Genomic DNA, 19,262 nt, shown 5'->3' with positions numbered 1-19,262 from the left:
TTCTAATCCTGAAGCGTGACGGACTCGTGTCCGGTGATTCGTTGCATAGCGATTGCGGCGGGCGGGCCGGTAAACGAGACGGAAGCTCGAGTTCGATCTGCGCTTGAAGCTGCAGCTTTGGTGAGTTCACCCGTGAAAGACACGACAACCGATGCGCCGCTTGGAACGGCTGCTTGGAGGGATGTGGTCAAGACTTGAAGTTCTGCCCGGCGTGCGCTGTTTGTTGCAGACGGTGCTTCGGTGGCGGTGAGATCGTTGGGAGCCACGGCATCCACGCTTGCATCATTGATCACCTTGCGGTCAGTTGACAACGCGATGATCGAACCAACCGGAATTGGTCCGGGGCCCACACTTGTGACTTGAACAAGACGGGGAATCGCCGCCTCAGCGTCGTGAGAGGTCTCCGACGGAGGCTCCCAGAAAGCAGAAAGCTCAGCGCCCCAGGCCAGGCCCGAAGCTGCGGCGTCGCTAGCTTTTGCGGTCATCGAGAATGAATCGGCCGGGTTTACACAGGTCACGTCAAGGGTCGTGGGGACAACTGCATCGATCCCATCGGATGGATAGAGTGCTCTGGCCCGCAGTGGGAGCATGACGGATGCGCTGCCTGCATTCCCGTCTGCGGCAAAGTCCGATGGCCAGGTGAACGCTATCTGTCCGTCCCCGCTCATTTCTGCGGCCACTATCGTGATGGAATCGCCGTGGGCAAGGATGACGTTCGAGCCGCTGACAAGTGCGAGCCGTGGGTCCCAACTCAGTGTGATGCGAGCGTCCGAAAGCTTGGCAAACTGTTGGGTTACGGACATGGAGCTGGGCACGATCCACTGCGACGTTTGCGTGAACGCAGTGTTGAAATGGGTTATCTCATTTCCAGCGAGGGAAACGGCCGAAGAAAGCGGCCCAGAAACTGTAGCCGAACTTGAGAGAGCCGGTGACAGCAGCGTTTGTGTTGTCGTCATCGCCAGGGTGAAGGCTCCGGCTACAAGCAAGAAGTTTCGACGGGAAACCGAGGCTTCGGGCTTTGGTGCTTCAATCCGTTCGTTCGTCTCAAACGACGCCATCGTATCTCCATCTCGTATGCCAACGAGGAGCGTATAGATGACAAAGCATCGCTCTATTCCCCCGTGCACTGCCCCCCAAATGCGGCGATGCGGGTTCAGTATATTCACACACTGCAAGCAACACGCAAGAGCAAAATCTACGAACGATGTGCCCACTTTGTTATTACTACGGATGTAATTAAAATGCTGGTTAGGTCATGTTCTGTGCAACATTTGACGTGAAGAAGTTTTCGGCTATGCTCACCTCATAGCCGGTCGGATGTGGCATCACGGAGGATGCGCGCGGACCGATAATCCAAGGGGGAAGTATGAAACGACGTTTTGCGAGCATTGCTATTGGGCTGCTGTTGGCAGCAGGTTTGGGTGGAATTACCGCTGCCCCTGCAAACGCGGTGCCGGATAGCCCCTGCGGACGAGAGCGCGTGATTTTTATTCAAACCGATGAGGCCGCGTTCAATTGCACCTCGTCTCCTGTCCGAATCAAGATGAAGATTTGGAACAAGGAAAACAGTACCTGGTTCTGGGATACGTGCCGCAGTCTCGGGCCCGCACAGATGTACGGCGGACAATTCGGAGGTTTTCCGATCAAGTACAAGTACATCGGGTTCGGCTACTGCTAACAAACTTCACATAAGTTAATCAGACTGAGGCTCGGGAGGAAACTTCCGAGTCTCAGTCTTTTTGAGGTCTTGATAGGTCTCAAGTCATCGAAGTATCGAAGTATCGAGGGCTCAACGTCGTGTCTTCTATCCGGTGTAGTTCAGGTGGAACAGTTCCAGGGCGAGCAGGAAGAACAGCGGTGTGGTGAGAAGGAGAACGCTTGTCAGTACCGTGCGGGTGCGGGGGGAGCGTGAGGCGTTGCGCCAGATTGCGATGATCGGCTGCCAGATGAACATGACCACGGCAGCGTAGTGCTGAAGGAGTAGATACCAGTAGGTGGGAAACATGCCGGGTGAAATCTCGTGTGGACCGACCGGGCTTGATGAGGAGAAGAACATCAGCAGGAGCAGGAAGACAGAGGTGGCGATGACGAGTTGCACCGAAAGTGCCACGTTCCCGATCAGAGGGGTGCCTGCGGGGGTGGGGACCAGCAGGAGCAGGGAGATCGCGGCGAACACGAGGGCGTTGATCACGGTGCTGTCGAGTTTTGGCCCGAGTGGTCCGGCCATGCCGTCGCTGGGGAACACCAGTCGCCACAGGCTGAAAAGGCCCCAGATATAGAGGACGCCCGCGACGCCACGAATCCAGCGATCGGCTCGCGGACAAGTGAGAACGGTGTACGGCGAGCCCACTACTTGGTCACGCCGAAGATGCCCGGCCACCAGGCCAGTGCGAGCGGGAAGCCGACAAACGAGATGATGTCGATCAGGGTGTGGGCGAGCACAAGCGGCATGACCCGGCCCCAGCGGCGGTAGCACCAGCCGAACACCACACCCATCACCACGTTGCCAAAGAAGGGGCCGATGCCCTGGTAGAGGTGGTAGCTGCCGCGCAGCAGGGCACTGGCGATGATGATCTTCCAGGTACCCCAGCCGAGCTGGTCCAGCCTCTTATAGAGGTAGCCGATGACGATGACCTCTTCGAGCAGGCCCGCCTTGAGCGCGGCGAGGATCAGCATCGGGATCGTCCACCAGTACTGATCCTGCGGTGCAGCCTGCACGGCCACCGTAATCCCCAGCAGGCGACCGATTGCGTAGAGCCCGATGCCGGGAATGCCGATCACCGCCACCAGGAACAGGGCCCGGCCGGCATCCCTCCCGATCAGAGAGGGACGGATGTCCAGACCCAGCTCACTAAAGGGGTTGGCACGCGGCCGCCACAGAAGATAGAGGACCAGGGCCACCGGCGCGAGCCCCAGCGCAAAGCCCAGGAACTGATTGGCAAAATCGAGCCACTCCCGAGTACTGGTCGCCTGGTTGAGACCGGTGCTCTGGCTCCCCAACGGTTTCTCGGCAGTGAGGCTGGCGATCAGGCTCAGGATCGAGTAGAGGGCCGACGCGCCGAGCGAGAGTGCCAGGACGATGCCGATCTCGACCCAGAGGCGTCCCCGATCCACCGGGTTAAGCAATGAACCATCACCGTTACCCGGTGCGCTCGCTGAAACATTTCCCCCAGCACTGGGGTCTTGCGGTGTCACAGGCATAGGAGGTCCACATCACGTTCGGAATGTTCTACGAGAGGGCATTCCAGGGCTATTGAAGGAAATTTGGCACGGTTATTCGTAATCTAGGCGAAATATGTTTCCGGTAAATAACATTTTCGCGCATGGTTTTGCTATCAGCATGATTCACCGCATAGTGTCGAGGTATCCAATAGACCGTTCGGTCTCTCAGGAACCCGAATCGGTCTCTCATCCATTTGCACAGGAGAAACATTGCTTTCCACCAAAACGCGCTTTAAGCGCTTTGCAGTCGCTGGTGCGATTGCTGGTGCCGTGGCACTCACTCTGGCTGGCTGCACCACCGCTAGCCCGAATGACGACTCGTCCACCGGTAACAAGTCCGGCGGTACCATCACGATCGCAACCACCAACGCTTTCACCTCCTTCAACGGCGACACCCCGCAGTCGAACCTCGACACCAACGGTATGGTCGGTTACCTGACCGGTACCAGCGGCGGCCTTGGTCTGGGAAGCTTCATGACCCTGGATGACAAGTACAACGTTGTGCCGGAGACCGACATCGGAACCTTTGAAAAGGTTTCGGACGAGCCCCTCACCGTGAAGTACACCCTGAAGAAGGACCTCAAGTGGTCCGACGGTCAGCCCATCACCGCCGATGACATGCTCTTCACCTGGGCATCCTCCTCGGGCTACTACGATGACGCCACCACCAACGACGCCGGTGAGGTGACCTCCGGTACCCGTTACTTCGACCTGGCCGGCAGCACCGCCGGTCTCGACGAGACCGCGTTCCCGACCATCAGCGACGACAACCTGTCGCTGACCCTGACCTACAGCAAGCCCTTCGTGGACTGGAACCTGGTCAACATGCTGGGCAAGCCGGCACACGTCATCGCAGAGAAGGCTGGCGTTTCGCTGGCCGACTTCGTGAAGACCCTGAAGGACACCCCGAAGGGTAACCCGGCAGCTCCGGCAGCCGTCAACCCGACCCTCGAGGCAGCCGCGAAGTTCTGGAACACCGGTTACGACGTGACCTCGATGCCGACCGACAAGTCGCTCCTGGTTTCCTCCGGTCCGTTCATCGTCTCGGACTTCACCGCCGAGTCCTCGATCACCCTGAAGAAGAACCCGGAGTACAAGGGCAAGAACGTGCCCGCGTATGACGAGCTGATCATCCGTTTCATCGGTGACACCAACGCTCAGGTTTCCGCTCTGCAGAACGGTGAGGTCAACGCGATCTACCCGCAGACCTCCGCCGACACCGTGACCGCCCTCGAGAAGGCTAACGCCAAGATCGAGCGTGGCGACCAGCTGGCCTACGACCACCTGGACCTGAACTTCAAGTCCGACGTGTTCAAGGACAAGAACGTGCGCGAGGCCTTCCTGAAGACCATCCCGCGTCAGCAGATCCTCGACTCGATCATCACCCCGGTGAACAACAAGGCCGAGGTTCTGAACTCGCAGATCTACGTTCCGCAGAACGCAGAGTACAAGGACGCCACCAAGGTTAACGGCTACGACGCCTTCGGCAAGCCCGACATCGAGGGTGCCAAGGCACTCCTGAACGGTGCAACCCCGACCGTGCGTATCCTCTACTCCTCGGTCAACCCGAACCGTGTTGACACCTTCAAGGCAATCCAGGCTTCGGCCAAGGAAGCCGGATTCAACGTCGTTGACGGTGGATCGAAGGACTGGGGCAAGGAGCTCAGCGGCGGAAATTACGACGCTTCGATCTTCGGTTGGGTCTCCCCGGGTGCCGGTAACTCCGCCCTGGCTCAGATCTTCGCCTCCAACGGTGGTGGTAACTACAACGGTTACAACAACGCCGATGTAGACAAGCTGGTTGCCGACGCCCAGACTGCTCTGGACCCGAAGGCTCTGGAAGACATCAAGATCAAGATCGACACCGCTACCGCTACCGACGCTTACGGCCTGCCGCTGTTCCAGCTGCCGGGTGTGTTCGCCACGAACGGTACCATCTCCGGTATCAAGTACTTCGGTGGACAGACCGGTCTGGTGTGGAACGCCCAGGATTGGAAGATCACCAAGTAGCCCTGTGACCTGTCGGAAACAAACGATAGGTATACTGTTACAACTAGAGTGAACTGTGTGGGGCGTCGCGGAAAATCCGTGGCGCCCCACACTGTGGGGTTACGGCCCGGAACACTACCGTGTTTCCGGGCCGCTACTCCACCGGACCCGAAGCCCGGCCGGGCAGAAAGCAACCGGGTCGTTCGATCCAATCGATCGAACGGTCTCCGAGGTAGACCACATGGCGAGTTATATCCTTCGACGGATTTTTGTATCCATCCTGATTCTGATCGCTGCCTCCTTCATCATGTATATCCTGACGGCAGGCTCGGGAGATCCGCTTCAGGATCTTCGAGGAAGTAGCGCGCCGAACAAGGAACAGCTGATTCAGGCACGAATCGCAGCACTTAACCTGAACGATCCGGTGCCCGTGCGCTGGCTGATGTGGCTCGGCGGCGCTGCCGGCTGTGTTGTCCCGTTCGCGAACCTCTGCAACCTGGGTGTGAACCTCTCCAACGCCCCGGTGACCACGCTTCTCCCCGACGCAATGTTCTCCACCATCCAGATGGTGACCCTGGCCTTCATCCTGGCCCTGGTTGTGGGAATCGTCGTCGGTATCGTGACCGCCCTGCGTCAGCACAGTGGTTTCGACCTGTCGATCACCTTCCTGAGCTTCTTCCTCTTCTCGCTGCCGTCCTTCCTGGTGGCCGTGCTGCTCAAGGAATTCATCGCGATCGGCTACAACAACTTCCTCAGTAATGATCCGAGATTGAGCGTGGTGCTCATCGTGATCATCTCCGTGGTCTCGGCCGCAATCTGGCAGGTTCTGGTCGGGGGCAACGCCGCCCGCCGACTCAAGGTGTTCATCATCTCGGGCCTCGCCACCGCTGCCGTACTCACCTACATGTCGCTGACCGACTGGTTCCTGCACCCGGGCCTTGGTCCGGTGGGACTGTTCGTTCTGATCGCCGGAACCGCCGTGGGCGTCACCGCGATCGTTTCGGGTCTGGCTAACCGCCGGGCACTGATCGCCGCCGGTGTGACCGGTGCGATCGTCTACATCTCCTACTTCTTCCTGCAGGGGCTGTTCAACATCTCCAGCGCCGCAACCCTCGTCATCATCTTCCTGGTGATGATCGTGGTCGGCCTGATCATCGGATTCTTCACCGGTGGACCCGACAAGGGTCAGGCGATGCGTGCGGCCGCGATCACCGCGGGTCTGGGATTCCTGTTTGTGATCCTGGATCGCTTCATGGCCGCATGGCCCGCCTACATGAACAACCCGCGCATCAACGGCCGCCCGATCGCGACCGTGGGTGCCAACACTCCGGGTCTGACCGGAGACGTCTGGATCACCGGTCTGGACAGCTTCACCCACCTGCTGCTGCCGACCATCTCGCTGCTGCTGATCTCGTTCGCCGGATACACCCGGTACGCACGCGCCGGCCTGCTTGAGGTCTTCAACCAGGACTACATCCGCACCGCACGCGCCAAGGGTCTGCCCGAGCGCACCGTGGTGGTGCGTCACGCGTTCCGCAACATGCTGATTCCGATCGCAACGCTCGTAGCCGCCGACATCGGTGCGCTGCTGGGTGGTGCGATTATCACCGAGCAGGTGTTTGCCATCTCGGGTATGGGACGCCTCTTCTCCACCTCGCTTGCGCGGGTGGACGTGAACCCCGTCATGGGCTACTTCGTGGTCATCGCAATCATGGCGATCGCATTCAACTTCATCGCGGATCTTGCCTACGCCGCGCTCGACCCGCGTGTTCGGGTGCGCTAATGGCCAGGGTAATGATTCAGATTCGTACGAAGAACACACAGAGTAAGGCCAGCCGATGACTCAGACTACTAATTCTCCCGAAGGAGCCCCCGCCGCAGCGGTTGCTCCCGCCGAGGTCAAGGGCAAGAGCCAGGGACAGCTGATCTTCAGCCGCTTCCTGGAAAACCGCATCTCCGTTGTCTCGATCTTCCTCCTGCTGGCCCTGATCATCTTCGCGTTCACCTCGGTGGGCTTCGGTCCGATCCCCGGCTGGTGGAAGCACAACTACCGCGACCTCAACGACCTGGTCAACGGTGGAGCAGCAACCCTGTCGGTTGTACCCAAGTGGCTCGGCGGCTCCGGTATCCAGTTCGGTGACCACCCGTTTGGTCAGAGCCGAATCGGTGTGGACTACTTCGCCATGACCATGCGTGGCATCCAGAACTCGGTTGTGGTCATGCTGGTTATCGGTGGCGTGGGAACCGTTGTGGGTACCGTCGTTGGTGCCATCGCCGGGTACTACCGCGGCTGGGTTGACGCCGTCCTGATGCGCATCACCGACATCTTCATCGTGATCCCCGCGATCGTGATCGGTGCGGTTGTGGGTAGCACCGCAAACAACGCCGGAAGCTCGCTGGGTGTGTGGATCCTCGCCATCCTGCTGGGTCTGGTGTCCTGGATGGGTATCGCCCGTCTGGTACGCGCCGAGTTCCTCTCGCTGCGTGAGCGCGAGTTTGTGGAGGCCGCGCGAGTGGCCGGTGCAAGCGATGCCCGCATCATCTTCCGCCACATTCTGCCCAACGCCGTGGGTGTGGTGATCGTGTCGGCCACCCTGCTGGCAGCCTCGGCCATCCTCCTGGAGACCGGCCTCAGCTACCTCGGCTTCGGTATCAAGTCGCCGGACGTGTCGCTGGGTCTGCTGATCTCCGACAACCAGAGTGCATTCGCCACCCGCCCGTGGCTGTACTGGTGGCCCGGTGCCTTCATCGTGGTGCTGGCCCTGCTGGTTAACTTCATCGGTGATGGACTGCGTGACGCCTTCGACCCGCGTCAGAAGCGCTTCAAGCTGAGCCGGAAGAACCGCGCGGCCGAGTCCAAGTAATGATGATCAGGCCGAACCGGACACCGTTCTGGTCAGAGGGTGAAACCCACAATGACCAGAACGGCACCGCCCACCAGCACAATCAGGTTGGTCAGTCGCCATGCGACGCTAACCCGAGTGCCCTGGGCCTGTCCGGCTTCGATGCGGCCTGCCTCACGCAGTTCGGTCCAGCGGCCGCGCACCAGCGCGGCCGCTCCACCCGAATCGCTGGTGGGCAGGTCGCCCGGCCGGACGGACGAGCCCATGCCCGTCGCACGAAGCTGCGCCCGTTCGCGGCGCAGGGTGCGCTGGGCGGACATCGCTCCGGGGGCCGGTGCCACCCAGACCTCGAACTTACGATCGGGGACATGCAGCGACAGAGCGAACTTGGTGTCCACGTGAATCAGCGCGGCCCAGGGTATCGTGATGGTGCGGCTCACATTGTGAATAGTGGTTCCCAGATCGTTCACCACGAGTCTGGGCGCCCACAGCACGATGAATACCGCGGCGGCAATGTAGAGCGGCAGCAGCACGGACCCGAGGGTTCGCGAGGTTTCCGGCATCAGGGCCACGATCACCAACAGCGCGGCACACAGCGTCCAGACCAGAATGGCCAGGACGCGATTAAAACGAGAATAGTAAACCTGGGTGCGGAGATCATCGTGCATCTCCCCATCCTCCCAGTACCTGGTGCGCAGCACCAAGATGAGAACACACAGCGCGGCCTTCTGGTCGCGTCGGGAAGGAAGCGCTCGTGAGCGACACACAGAAGCCGCCGGTCTTGGAGATTACCGACCTGAGCGTAGATTTTGGTGTAGATGGGGCCTGGGTTCCCGCCGCCAAGAAGCTGAACTACCACATCGCCCCCGGCGAGGTTGTGGCCGTTGTGGGTGAATCGGGTTCGGGTAAGAGCGCCAGCTCGATGGCGATCCTCGACCTGCTGCCCAAGAACAGCCGCGTCCGAGGCAGCATCAAGCTTGAGGGCGAGGAGATCACCGGTCTCAGCGCCAAGAAGATGCAGTCCATCCGCGGAAGTAAGGTTTCGGCCATCTTCCAGGAGCCGATGACCGCGCTGAACCCGGTGTACACCGTGGGCTTCCAGATCGTGGAGACCATCCGGGTGCACACCAACATGCTCCCCGCGCCCGCCGCCGAGCGTGCGATCGAGCTGCTGAAGATGGTGGAGCTGCCGGACCCGAAGAAGGCGTTCGACTCCTACCCGCACCAGCTCTCCGGTGGTCAGCGTCAGCGCGTGATGATCGCCCAGGCTCTGGCACTGGACCCGACCCTGCTGATCGCGGACGAGCCCACCACGGCTCTGGATGTGACCGTGCAGGCCGAGATCCTGGACCTGATCCGTAACCTTAAGGACCGCCTGAACTCGGCCGTCCTGCTGATCACCCACGACATGGGTGTGGTGGCCGACCTCGCCGACCGCATCGTCGTGATGCGTCAGGGTGAGATCGTCGAGCAGGGAGATGTCCACCAGGTATTCGCCGCTCCCAAACACCCCTACACCCAGGCGCTGCTGGACGCCGTGCCGCACCTGAGCGTGAGCCCGGCCGTGATCGATCCGGACGCCCCGATTGTGGTGGCACCGCCGGCCGACACCAGCAAGCCCGTGCTGACCCTGGACAAGGTTGTCATCGAGTACGCCTCGCGCGGTAAGCTCGGTGCCTTCCGCGCCGTGGACGAGGTGTCCTTCGAGATTCGTCAGGGCGAGATCCTGGGTCTGGTGGGCGAGTCCGGTTCGGGTAAGTCGACCATCGGCCGTGCCTCGATCGGTCTGCAGCCCATCGCCGGTGGCCACCTCGACGTGGCGGACATCGACCTCAGCCAGCACAGTCGCGCGCTGCTGAAGAAGCTGCGTCGCCAGGTGGGCATCGTGTTCCAGGACCCGTCGTCCTCGCTGAACCCGCGTCTGCCGATCGGTGTGAGCATCGGTGAGCCGATGCTGCTGGCCGGTGTGGCCAAGGGTGCCGAGCTGGACCGTAAGGTCGAGTCGCTGCTGGACAGTGTGAAGCTGCCCCGCAGCTACCGCAACCGTTTCCCGCACGAGCTCTCGGGTGGACAGAAGCAGCGTGTGGGTATCGCCCGCGCCCTGTCGCTGAAGCCCAAGCTGCTGGTTGCCGATGAGCCCACCTCGGCTCTGGACGTGTCGGTGCAGGCCACCGTGCTGGAGCTGCTCAAGGAGCTGCAGGCCGAGATGCAGTTCGCCTGCCTCTTCATCACCCACGACCTGGCCGTGGTTGACATCATGGCCGACCGCATCGCCGTGATGCACCACGGAAAGATTGTGGAGATCGGTTCGCGCGATGAGATCCTGCGCTCCCCGAAGGACCCGTACACCCGTCGCCTGATCGCGGCCATCCCGGTCCCGGACCCCGATGCACAGCGCGCGCGTCGTGCCGAGCGTCGTGCCCTGCTGGACGCCGGAGACACCGCGGCCTAGGTCACAGCGCACACGCTCCGGCCCGAACACCCTCGGTGTTCGGGCCGGAGCGTTTTTGCGTGTCGGTGGGGAGGACGAAGGCTTGTAGACTGGGCGCGTGAAGCGATTCTTTCCCCGGCGTCCGGACAACCTGTTCATCATGCGAGGCCGTGGGGGCGTCGTCGCTTTTTATGCGTTTATCGCCGTGGCGCTCTACCTGCTGGGAGATTCAGCGGTGCGTGGAGCCTGGGACGTGGTCTTCTCGGCTCTGCCGTGGGTGCTGCTGGTGCTCTGGGTGCTCTATGTTGCCGCCTTCCAGCCGTATATCGGCTATTCCGATCGCGCGGTTGTGGTCTACAACGTGTTTAAGCGCTATGAGTTCCCGTGGTCGGCGGTGCGCACCATCACCGATCACCAGCAGTTTGTCTTCACGTTGAAGACCGGCGCACCGATCAAGGCGTGGGGTGGCCCGAATGCGAAGCGTCCGCGTGGATCTCAGGCGGCGTCCGGCACCGGTGCGGCCGCCCGCACTCCGCTCGAGCATCTGACCCATGTCTGGCATGAGGGGCGGGTGCGCTCCCAGGGCGATTCCGCGCTGGTTACCTGGAATATCCCGGCGATCGCGGTTGGCGTTGTTCTCATCCTCTGGAGTGTCCTCAGCCTGATCTAGGGCTGCCAGAGCCCGGGCATCGGCCCGCAACAGTATCATGCGGGTGTGGCTAAACCCCGAGTTTATTGACGCATATTTCCGTTCCGGGCACACCGCCTAAACCCAGTAATTTGCGCGTTTGATGGATGCATGACGAACCCATGCACTCGCGAACGCCGAGCCTGAACCATGCTCGGGTTTTTGGCACGCCGACTCGGCATCAACACGGTGCTGGTGGTCCTGGCCACCGCCCTCTCGTATGTGGTGGCGAGCCTGGTGATGGACCCCGGAGCGCGCTTTCGCCTCCAGACCCCGCCCCTGGGACCCGATGCGATCGCGGCCAAGCTGGCGGCCATCGGTGCGGACCCGCGGGAGCCGGTGCTGAGCCGCCTGGGTGCGTGGGCGCGCGGCATCCTGTGGGAGGGCAATCTGGGCAGGGGGCTCGCCGGGGAGAACATCACCCAGGAGATCGCCGGACGTGCGGGCACAAGCCTGCGGCTGCTGGTGATCGGATCGCTGCTGGCGGCGATTGTGGGCATCGGCCTGGGCGTGTGGGGTGCCGTTCGCCAGTACCGGCTCTCCGACCAGGTTGTGGGGATCCTCTCCTATGTGGTGTTCGCGACCCCGACCTTCGTGCTGGCGATCCTGTTGATGATCGCCGCCACTGCACTCAATTCGGCGCTTGGATTCCAGTTTCTCGAGTTCACCGGGGAGGGGGGAGAGGCGGGACAAACCGGGCTCGCGCTGCTCGGCGACCGGATCGGGCATCTGGTCTTACCCACCCTGGTGCTGGTGTTGATCGGGGCTGCCGGCTACTCCCGGGTGCAGCGCTCGGCGATGCTTGATGTGCTGTCGGCCGAATATATTCGGACGGCCCGGGCCAAGGGACTGCGGCGCACGCAGGCAATTTGGCGACACGGCGTGCGGGTGGCGATCATCCCGATGTCCACGTTCCTCGCCTACAGCCTGGGCACGCTGATCGCCGGATCGGCGGCCATCGAGATCGTTTTTTCCTGGAACGGGGTGGGCCGCTACCTGGTTTCCAGCATCGGTCAGGGCGACATCAATGCCATCGCCGGCGGCACCGCATTTGTCTCGGTTGTGCTGTTGATTGCCGCGAGCCTGTCGGATGTGCTGTTTGGGCTCCTGGATCCGCGGGTTCGGGGTGCCCGATGACCGCACCGCTGCTGAGCGTGGATAACCTCCGGGTCGCTTTCGCCTCCGCCACCCCGGTGGACGGTGTTTCGCTGAGTATTCGCGCGGGGGAGTGCGTCGCCCTGGTGGGTGAAACGGGTTCGGGGAAAACCCTCACCGCACTCGCCATCATGGGGCTGCTGCCCGGTTCTGCCCGGGTCACGGGAGAGATCGTCCTGGATGGACTGCCGCTCCCGGTGGGCGATGATGCGGCCATGTCGCGGCTGCGGGGACGCCGGGTCGCGATGATCTTTCAGGATCCTCTGCTCGCGTTGAATCCGGTACGTCGCGTGGCCGCGCAGCTTCGCGAGGCCATCCGGATCCACGCGCCCGGCCTGGGACGCGCCCGAGTCGACGCGCGTGTGGCCGAACTGCTCCGCCTGGTGGATCTCGAACCGAACCAACAGAACCTGGCCGCCTACCCGCACGAGTACTCCGGTGGAATGCGGCAGCGAGCGATGATCGCGATGGCCATCGCCCATGATCCGGCCCTGCTGATCGCCGATGAGCCGACGACCGCGCTGGACATGACCGTGCAGGCGCAGATTCTTGAGGTCCTGCGGAGGGTGCGCGAGCGGACCGGGACCGCGATTCTGCTGGTGACCCACGACCTGGGAATCGTCGCGGCCGAGGCCGACCGCACCGTGGTGATGCGGGCGGGCCGGGTGCGTGAGAGCGCGCGAACCGCGATCATCCTGGGTGCCCCCACCGATGGGTATACCTCGTCCCTGGTCGCCGCGGCTTCCCGGTTTGCCTGGGAGAGAGCGCGCGTCATACCGACGGCCGAGCCGGCCGTGACGGAACCGGTCGGCACCCTGCTGCGCGTGGAAAACCTTCACGTACGCTATCCGCGTGCCCGCACAGTGCGGGGGACATCGGTGCATGCCGTGCGCGGGATCTCGTTTGCGCTCAACCGGGGGCAAACCCTCGCGCTGGTGGGTGAGTCGGGGAGCGGAAAGACCAGCACCGCCCGGGCAATCCTGGAGCTCCAGGCCCCGACCGGGGGAACCATCACGATCGAGGGGCGTGACGTGGCGACCCTCAGCCGCCGCGAACGCGCCCGGCTGCGTCCGGACGTGCAGATGGTCTTTCAGGATGCTTCGGGAGCGTTGGATCCGCGGATGAACGTGGAACAGTTGATCTCCGAGGCGCTCCCGCAGACCCGCGACGCGTCGCAGCGCACCCGCGAGGTTGCGGAGCTCCTGGGCCGGGTCGAACTCTCGGCCGTCCTGCGCTCGCGCGCTGCCCACGAACTCTCCGGTGGTCAGCGTCAGCGTGTGCAGCTGGCGCGGGCGTTGGCGGCCACACCCCGGCTGCTGGTCTTGGATGAACCGCTCTCGGCCCTGGATGTGGGTGTGCGCGGGGAGATTCTGGACCTGCTGATCCGGTTACAGGAGGAGACCGGCATCGGCTATCTGCTGATCGCCCACGACCTGGCCACGGTGCGCGAGATTGCTCAGCGCACGGCGGTAATGTTTCGGGGGGAGATTGTGGAGGCCGGGGCAACCTCGACGGTGCTGGGTACCCCTCGGCACGCGTATACCCGCAGCCTGATTGCGGCCATCCCGCGGGCCCCGGCACCGACCGAGCACTCCCAACCCGCGGGCGCACCCCCGATCACCCACCGCACGATCGGGGGCCTCCATGAGTGAGACCATCGCCCATCTGGAGAAGGCGGGCGGCGGGCGATTCCTTGGTCGGCTGATCCGACGTCCGAGATTCTGGGTGGGCGGCGGTGCGTTGTTGCTGATTGTCCTCTGGCTCTACGTGAGTCCGCTGGTGTGGCCGGTGGATCCGCTGGCACGCGACACCCTCGCCCTCGGCGTCGGCCCGGACGTCGAACACTGGCTGGGCACCAATGACATCGGTCAGGACATGTATGCACGGGTGGTCGCGGGTCTGCGCATCTCCCTCCTGATCGGACTGATCGCCGGTCCCGGTGCCACGCTGATCGCCGCGGTGCTGGGGTCCCTGGCAGGCTATGCCGGGGGATCCATCGACCGCCTCATCTCGGGCCTGATCCGGTTGCTGCTGGTGCTGCCCGGGCTCCTACTCCTCGCTCTGATCAGCCCGCTGTTTCGCGGATCATCCTGGTTCACGATGACGCTGTATCTGGCCGGGTTCGGCTGGATGATCATGGCCCAGGTGGTGCGCGGCCAAACCCGGTCGCTGCGAGAGCGAGAGTTTGTTGTGGCGGCACGCTATCTGGGAGTTCCGACGCGGCGGATCATCGCCCGGCATATCCTGCCCAACATTGCCTCACTGCTGATCATCGACGCGACCGTCGGGGTTTCGGTGGCAATTCTTGCCGAGGCCGGGCTGTCCTTCTTTGGTCTGGGGATTCAGGCTCCCGACCTGTCACTGGGCAGCCTGCTGGCGACCGGGGCCCCGGCCGCGACCACGCGTTCATGGCTGTTTCTGTATCCGGCCCTGGCGCTCATCATCACGGTTCTGGCGGTATCGGTTGTGGGCGATGCCGTCCGAGACACCGTGGACACCGCCTCCAGTGTCCGCCACGACGGCGGATGATCCCACCCACCGCAGCACACACAATAAGGAGAAAATCGATGAACACCACAACCAAAACCCTCGGCGGGGGCCTCGTGCTCCTGCTGGCCGTCTCCCTTGCGGGGTGCAGCCCGGGCACTCGGGAGGCCCGGCCGACCACCGCCGGAGAGCTGCCGACAACGGACTATGACGCCGCCGAACCCGCCGAGCTCAAGGACGGGGGATCCCTGACCCTGCCGTTGGAGAGTTTCCCCGATAACTTCAACTTCTCCCAGCTCGATGGCTATACGGGCGATACGGCATCGGTGATCTATCCGACCACCGTTCGCCTGTTCAACGTCGACGACTCGGGCCAGCGCTCCGTCAACCCGGACTTTGCGACGTCGATCGAGCGGGTGCCCGGCGAGCCGTTCACGATCGAGTACGCGCTCAACCCCAAGGCCGTGTGGGAGGATGGCACCCCGATCGGGCTGGCCGATTTTGTCGGGACCTGGCAGTCGCAAAACGGATCGAACCCCGACTACCTGCCGGTGGCCACCACCGGATACGATCGCATCACCCAGATCACCGCGGGGGAGAAGCCCAACTCGGTGCGGGTGGTGTTTGATCGTGTCTACGCGAGCTGGCAGGCGCTGTTTTTCCCGTTGCTGCCGCCCGCCGTTACCGCAACGCCGACGGCGTTCAACGAGACGTTCCGCACCCAGGGGCCTCCCTCCTCGGGGCCCTTCCGTGTCGCCGAGTCAACCCCGGATAAGCTCACCGTGCGCCTGGTGCGCAATGAACGCTGGTGGGGAGCCCCGCCGCGGCTAAGCGAGATTGTGCTGCGCGGAGTGGATCAGTCGGCCTCGGCTCAGGCGTATGCAAACAAGGAATTTGACGTCTTGGATATCGCCTCCAGCGTCGATGCGTTTAAGACCGCGCAGAGCCGTGCTGATGGCCAGGTGTTCGCATCCAAGGGGCTGCCCTGGACCCACCTGACGCTCAACACGGCGACGGGCCCGCTCGCCGATCTGGCCGTGCGCCAAGCCATCGGCAAGGCGATCAACCGGGAACAGATCCTGCGCTCGGTGGTTGAGCCGATGGGCCTCACCGGCAGCCTGGTGGAAAACTATCTGTACGTGCCCGGACAAAAGGGCTATCAGCCCAACGGCAAGGAGGCGCTGAGCTACGATCCGGAAGCCGCCCGGAAGATTCTGGACCGCGCCGGATACACCGGAGAGAAGGTCCGATCCAAGGACGGGGTACCGCTGAAAATCGACATTACGATCCCCGCGGGCATTGCCACGAGCAGGCAGCGGGTGGATCAGATTGCCGCGGATCTGGCCGAGGTCGGGATCCAGGCCGTCGCCAATGAGGTGCCGACCTCCGGACTATTCAAGGACTTTGTCACGCCCCGTCAGTTCAGCTCCACGATCTTTAGCTACTCGGGTGGGCTCGACCCGATCGTGGAAAGCCGCGACTCGTATGCATCGGTGGAGTCCCCGCAAAACTATTCGGGGGTTGATGATCCGCGCCTGGCCGTACTCTTCGAGCGGGCCGAGGGGGAGGAAGACCCGGAGGTGCAGCGGGCAACCATCAACGAGATTGATCGTAATCTCTGGGAGTCGCTGCCGATCATTCCGCTGTTCCAGCGGCCCACGGTGGTGGGGGTTACGAAGGGGCTTGCCAATTTTGGGGCCACCCAGTTTGAACCCACCGATTGGACCCGCGTGGGGTGGCGGAAATAGCGGGGTTTCGCCCCGGTGCGCGAGGTGAACAAACGGGGGAGTTTCCGAGTTAGCCAGGAACCGGTTAGGCTGGATACTCCGTGGTGCGGTAAAATATAACGTTGGGCCGAGCCGCGCCCCACCGTTCACCTCGCCGCATGGGCCCTTCCGCCGCGGCGTCAACACCTGCGAAGGACCTCTTTCATGGCGCTTGCCTCGCGCGCGAATCTCCGAAACGTGGCTATTGTTGCCCACGTTGACCACGGCAAGACCACCCTGGTCGACGCCATGCTCCAGCAGACCAACTCGTTCACCGCCCACGAGCACGTTGAAGAGCGTGCCATGGACTCCAACGAGCTGGAGCGCGAGAAGGGTATTACCATTCTCGCCAAGAACACCGCGATCCAGTATGAGGGTGAGCACGCCACCAACGGCGCGATGACCATCAACGTGATCGACACCCCCGGCCACGCCGACTTCGGTGGCGAGGTGGAGCGTGGTCTGTCGATGGTGGACGGCGTGTGCCTCCTCGTTGACGCCTCCGAGGGTCCGCTGCCGCAGACCCGCTTTGTGCTGCGTAAGGCCCTCGAGGCCAACAAGCCGGTGATCCTGCTGGTCAACAAGACCGACCGTCCCGATGCTCGCATCGATGAGGTTGTGGCCGAGAGCCAGGACCTCCTGCTGGGTCTGGCCTCGGACATGTCCGACGAGCACCCCGACCTGGACCTCGACGCCATCCTGAACGTTCCCGTGGTGTATGCCTCGGGTAAGGCCGGTCGTGCCTCCAGCGTCAAGCCGGAAAACGGTAGCCTGCCGGACAGCGAAGACCTCGAGCCGCTGTTCGCAGCGATCATCGAGCACATCCCCGCTCCGCAGTACGACGACGAGGCTCCGCTGCAGGCCTGGGTCACCAACCTGGACTCCTCGCCGTTCCTCGGTCGTCTCGCGCTGCTGCGCGTGATCAACGGAACCATCCGCAAGGGTGAGACCGTGGCCTGGGTCAAGGCCGATGGCACCCACTCCAACGTGCGCGTCACCGAGCTGTTCATGACCCGTGCCCTGGACCGCTACCCGGCCGAGTCCGGTGGCCCCGGAGACATCGTTGTGGTGGCCGGATTCCCGGACATCACCATCGGTGACACCCTGGCCGACCCCGAGGACATCCGTCCGATGCCGGCCATCGAAATCGATGACCCCGCCATCTCGATGACCATCGGTGCCAACACCTCGCCCCTCGTGGGCAAGGTCAAGGGCCACAAGCTGACCGCCCGCATGATCAAGGACCGTCTGGACCGTGAGCTCGTGGGTAACGTGTCGCTGAAGGTTCTCGACATCGGTCAGCCCGACGCCTGGGAGGTGCAGGGTCGAGGCGAGCTCGCCCTGTCGATCCTCGTTGAGCAGATGCGTCGTGAGGGCTTCGAGCTCACCGTGGGTAAGCCGCAGGTTGTGACCAAGCGCGTTGACGGCAAGGTTCACGAGCCCTACGAGCACCTGACCATCGACGCCCCCGAGGAGTACCTGGGTGCGATCACCCAGCTGCTGGCCGCCCGTAAGGGTCGCATGGAGGGTATGTCGAACCACGGTACCGGTTGGGTTCGCATGGAGTTCGTTGTTCCGGCACGTGGCCTCATCGGCTTCCGTACCGAGTTCATGACCCAGACCCGCGGTACCGGTATCGCCAACTCGCTGGCCGCCGGCTACGAGCCCTGGGCCGGTCAGATCATCACCCGTAACAACGGTTCGATCGTCTCGGACCGCTCCGGTGTGGTTACCCCGTTCGCGATCATCGCCCTGCAGGAGCGCATGAGCTTCTTCGTACAGCCCACCGAGGACGTGTACGAGGGTATGGTCATCGGTGAGAACTCTCGCGCCGACGACATGGACGTGAACATCACCAAGGAAAAGAAGCTCACCAACATGCGTGCGGCTTCCTCGGACTCCTTCGAGTCGATGACCCCGTCGCGCATCCTGTCGCTCGAGGAGAGCCTGGAATTCGCTCGTGAAGACGAGTGTGTTGAGGTTACCCCCGAGGCGATCCGCATCCGCAAGCTGGTACTGAACGCCGGCGACCGTCAGCGCGAGTACTCGCGTCTGAAGAAGCAGGCCGAGCAGAAGGGCTAGTCCCTCCGCTTCACCCGAACGCCCCGCGGCTCCGAAAGGAGTCGCGGGGCTTTCTGCGTTCTAAACCGGGCGACAGGTAAAACCGAAACTACCGCTCAGTAGGGTGCCAAAGTTCACCGTAATGCGGGTGGATTGAGCCGCGGACCACCCCACCGTGTACGTATTGCCCGAGGCAGGGATGAGCTGGACTGTCCTCACGTCAATATCGATGGGGCCAGAACTGCCCAGGAGTGCACCCAGGAGGGCGGAGAGTAGCCCCTGGGAAAGGTTGGTGAACCGTTCCTTCTGAGGGGCCAGCGTGGTGGTATTAGCTCCGTTACGTGACATGGTGACCTGATAGCCAATGTCTGCCGGCGCGCCAGCCGGTTCGGACCAGGAAACCTGGGCGCGGGAACCGGGTTCAAGCAGACCTCCATCGGGCAGCTTGGTACAGGTGAGCGGTGCGGGCACCTGGCCGTAGGTGACGGCGGTGAAGGTGGCACCGACGGATTCCCCGGCGGTCCAATTGGCCAGTGTTGAGCGAGTTGATGAAAGGACCAACGCGGCAAGTGTGAGTGAGGTAACCGCGAGCAGAGCTCGAAAATATCGGCGGGGTCGTG

At 62.8% G+C, this 19,262-nt stretch carries 16 protein-coding genes; 11 read left to right on the top strand and 5 right to left on the bottom strand.

Annotated features, from left to right (window positions below; genetic code table 11):
• Positions 1-2 precede the first annotated feature (2 nt).
• On the bottom strand, positions 3-1,058 hold the full coding sequence (locus tag D9V34_RS17620) for a hypothetical protein (RefSeq protein WP_147441575.1): 1,056 nt from the start codon (positions 1,056-1,058) through the stop codon (positions 3-5).
• Between the two features lie 308 nt (positions 1,059-1,366).
• On the opposite strand from D9V34_RS17620, the gene D9V34_RS17615 reads away from it, so the two are divergent.
• Positions 1,367-1,678: a hypothetical protein gene (locus D9V34_RS17615; protein WP_147441574.1), complete on the top strand. Its 312-nt coding sequence runs from the start codon at positions 1,367-1,369 to the stop codon at positions 1,676-1,678.
• Positions 1,679-1,804: 126 nt separating this feature from the next.
• Here D9V34_RS17615 and D9V34_RS13255 read toward each other — a convergent pair whose 3' ends face one another.
• Together D9V34_RS13255 and D9V34_RS13250 are read right to left on the bottom strand one after the other, a co-directional pair.
• Positions 1,805-2,350, bottom strand: coding sequence for a hypothetical protein (locus D9V34_RS13255; protein ID WP_121687085.1), 546 nt, complete (start codon positions 2,348-2,350; stop codon positions 1,805-1,807).
• Positions 2,350-3,114: a CPBP family intramembrane glutamic endopeptidase gene (locus tag D9V34_RS13250; protein ID WP_245991800.1), complete on the bottom strand. Its 765-nt coding sequence runs from the start codon at positions 3,112-3,114 to the stop codon at positions 2,350-2,352. Before D9V34_RS13250 ends, D9V34_RS13255 begins: the two co-directional genes overlap by 1 nt.
• Positions 3,115-3,492: 378 nt before the next feature.
• On the opposite strand from D9V34_RS13250, the gene D9V34_RS13245 reads away from it, so the two are divergent.
• From D9V34_RS13245 to D9V34_RS13235, 3 genes are all read left to right on the top strand, one after another.
• Entirely contained in the window at positions 3,493-5,232 is a 1,740-nt protein-coding gene (locus D9V34_RS13245) for an ABC transporter family substrate-binding protein (protein ID WP_245991799.1), read from the top strand.
• 220 nt (positions 5,233-5,452) lie between these two features.
• Positions 5,453-6,994: an ABC transporter permease gene (locus D9V34_RS13240; RefSeq protein ID WP_121687082.1), complete on the top strand. Its 1,542-nt coding sequence runs from the start codon at positions 5,453-5,455 to the stop codon at positions 6,992-6,994.
• Positions 6,995-7,049: 55 nt separating this feature from the next.
• Complete coding sequence (locus D9V34_RS13235; protein WP_121687081.1) at positions 7,050-8,075, top strand: ABC transporter permease; 1,026 nt, start codon at positions 7,050-7,052, stop codon at positions 8,073-8,075.
• Between the two features lie 32 nt (positions 8,076-8,107).
• Here D9V34_RS13235 and D9V34_RS13230 read toward each other — a convergent pair whose 3' ends face one another.
• Complete coding sequence (locus tag D9V34_RS13230) at positions 8,108-8,722, bottom strand: PH domain-containing protein (protein ID WP_121687080.1); 615 nt, start codon at positions 8,720-8,722, stop codon at positions 8,108-8,110.
• Positions 8,723-8,808: 86 nt separating this feature from the next.
• Between D9V34_RS13230 and D9V34_RS13225 the strand changes: the two genes are divergently transcribed.
• The 7 genes from D9V34_RS13225 to typA all read left to right on the top strand — a co-directional run bounded on the left by D9V34_RS13225 (position 8,809) and on the right by typA (position 18,663).
• The gene (locus tag D9V34_RS13225; protein ID WP_121687079.1) at positions 8,809-10,506 is read left to right on the top strand and encodes an ABC transporter ATP-binding protein; all 1,698 of its coding nucleotides are present in this window, start codon (positions 8,809-8,811) and stop codon (positions 10,504-10,506) included.
• Between the two features lie 97 nt (positions 10,507-10,603).
• Positions 10,604-11,155 (top strand): hypothetical protein, encoded by a 552-nt coding sequence (locus D9V34_RS13220; RefSeq protein ID WP_121687078.1) that lies wholly within the window; start codon positions 10,604-10,606, stop codon positions 11,153-11,155.
• A 180-nt stretch (positions 11,156-11,335) separates the two neighbouring features.
• Entirely contained in the window at positions 11,336-12,310 is a 975-nt protein-coding gene (locus D9V34_RS13215) for an ABC transporter permease (RefSeq protein ID WP_245991797.1), read from the top strand.
• On the top strand, positions 12,307-13,980 hold the full coding sequence (gene nikE, locus D9V34_RS13210; protein WP_121687076.1) for a nickel ABC transporter ATP-binding protein NikE: 1,674 nt from the start codon (positions 12,307-12,309) through the stop codon (positions 13,978-13,980). Before D9V34_RS13215 ends, nikE begins: the two co-directional genes overlap by 4 nt.
• Positions 13,973-14,857, top strand: a complete 885-nt coding sequence (locus tag D9V34_RS13205) for an ABC transporter permease (protein ID WP_121687075.1) — start codon at positions 13,973-13,975, stop codon at positions 14,855-14,857. Before nikE ends, D9V34_RS13205 begins: the two co-directional genes overlap by 8 nt.
• 38 nt (positions 14,858-14,895) lie before the next feature.
• Positions 14,896-16,563, top strand: coding sequence for an ABC transporter family substrate-binding protein (locus D9V34_RS13200; RefSeq protein ID WP_183091787.1), 1,668 nt, complete (start codon positions 14,896-14,898; stop codon positions 16,561-16,563).
• Positions 16,564-16,746: 183 nt separating this feature from the next.
• The gene (gene typA, locus D9V34_RS13195; protein WP_121687073.1) at positions 16,747-18,663 is read left to right on the top strand and encodes a translational GTPase TypA; all 1,917 of its coding nucleotides are present in this window, start codon (positions 16,747-16,749) and stop codon (positions 18,661-18,663) included.
• Between the two features lie 60 nt (positions 18,664-18,723).
• Here typA and D9V34_RS17610 read toward each other — a convergent pair whose 3' ends face one another.
• The gene (locus tag D9V34_RS17610; RefSeq protein ID WP_147441573.1) at positions 18,724-19,203 is read right to left on the bottom strand and encodes a hypothetical protein; all 480 of its coding nucleotides are present in this window, start codon (positions 19,201-19,203) and stop codon (positions 18,724-18,726) included.
• Between the last annotated feature and the right edge of the window lie 59 nt (positions 19,204-19,262).

The sequence above is a fragment of the Mycetocola lacteus genome (genome assembly GCF_003667575.1).
GTDB lineage: Bacteria > Actinomycetota > Actinomycetes > Actinomycetales > Microbacteriaceae > Mycetocola > Mycetocola lacteus.
The sequence above is the reverse complement of the archived record's forward strand: the minus strand, read 5'-3'. Positions and strand labels throughout refer to the sequence as shown.

Bases quoted from the DNA above. Each gene is read 5' to 3' on its own strand.
- D9V34_RS17620 (WP_147441575.1), bottom strand. From the start codon at position 1,058: ATGGCGTCGTTTGAGACGAACGAACGGATTGAAGCACCAAAGCCCGAA.
- D9V34_RS17615 (WP_147441574.1), top strand. From the start codon at position 1,367: ATGAAACGACGTTTTGCGAGCATTGCTATTGGGCTGCTGTTGGCAGCA.
- D9V34_RS13240 (WP_121687082.1), top strand. From the start codon at position 5,453: ATGGCGAGTTATATCCTTCGACGGATTTTTGTATCCATCCTGATTCTG.
- D9V34_RS13235 (WP_121687081.1), top strand. From the start codon at position 7,050: ATGACTCAGACTACTAATTCTCCCGAAGGAGCCCCCGCCGCAGCGGTT.
- D9V34_RS13230 (WP_121687080.1), bottom strand. From the start codon at position 8,722: ATGCACGATGATCTCCGCACCCAGGTTTACTATTCTCGTTTTAATCGC.
- nikE (WP_121687076.1), top strand. From the start codon at position 12,307: ATGACCGCACCGCTGCTGAGCGTGGATAACCTCCGGGTCGCTTTCGCC.
- D9V34_RS13205 (WP_121687075.1), top strand. From the start codon at position 13,973: ATGAGTGAGACCATCGCCCATCTGGAGAAGGCGGGCGGCGGGCGATTC.
- D9V34_RS13200 (WP_183091787.1), top strand. From the start codon at position 14,896: ATGAACACCACAACCAAAACCCTCGGCGGGGGCCTCGTGCTCCTGCTG.
- typA (WP_121687073.1), top strand. From the start codon at position 16,747: ATGGCGCTTGCCTCGCGCGCGAATCTCCGAAACGTGGCTATTGTTGCC.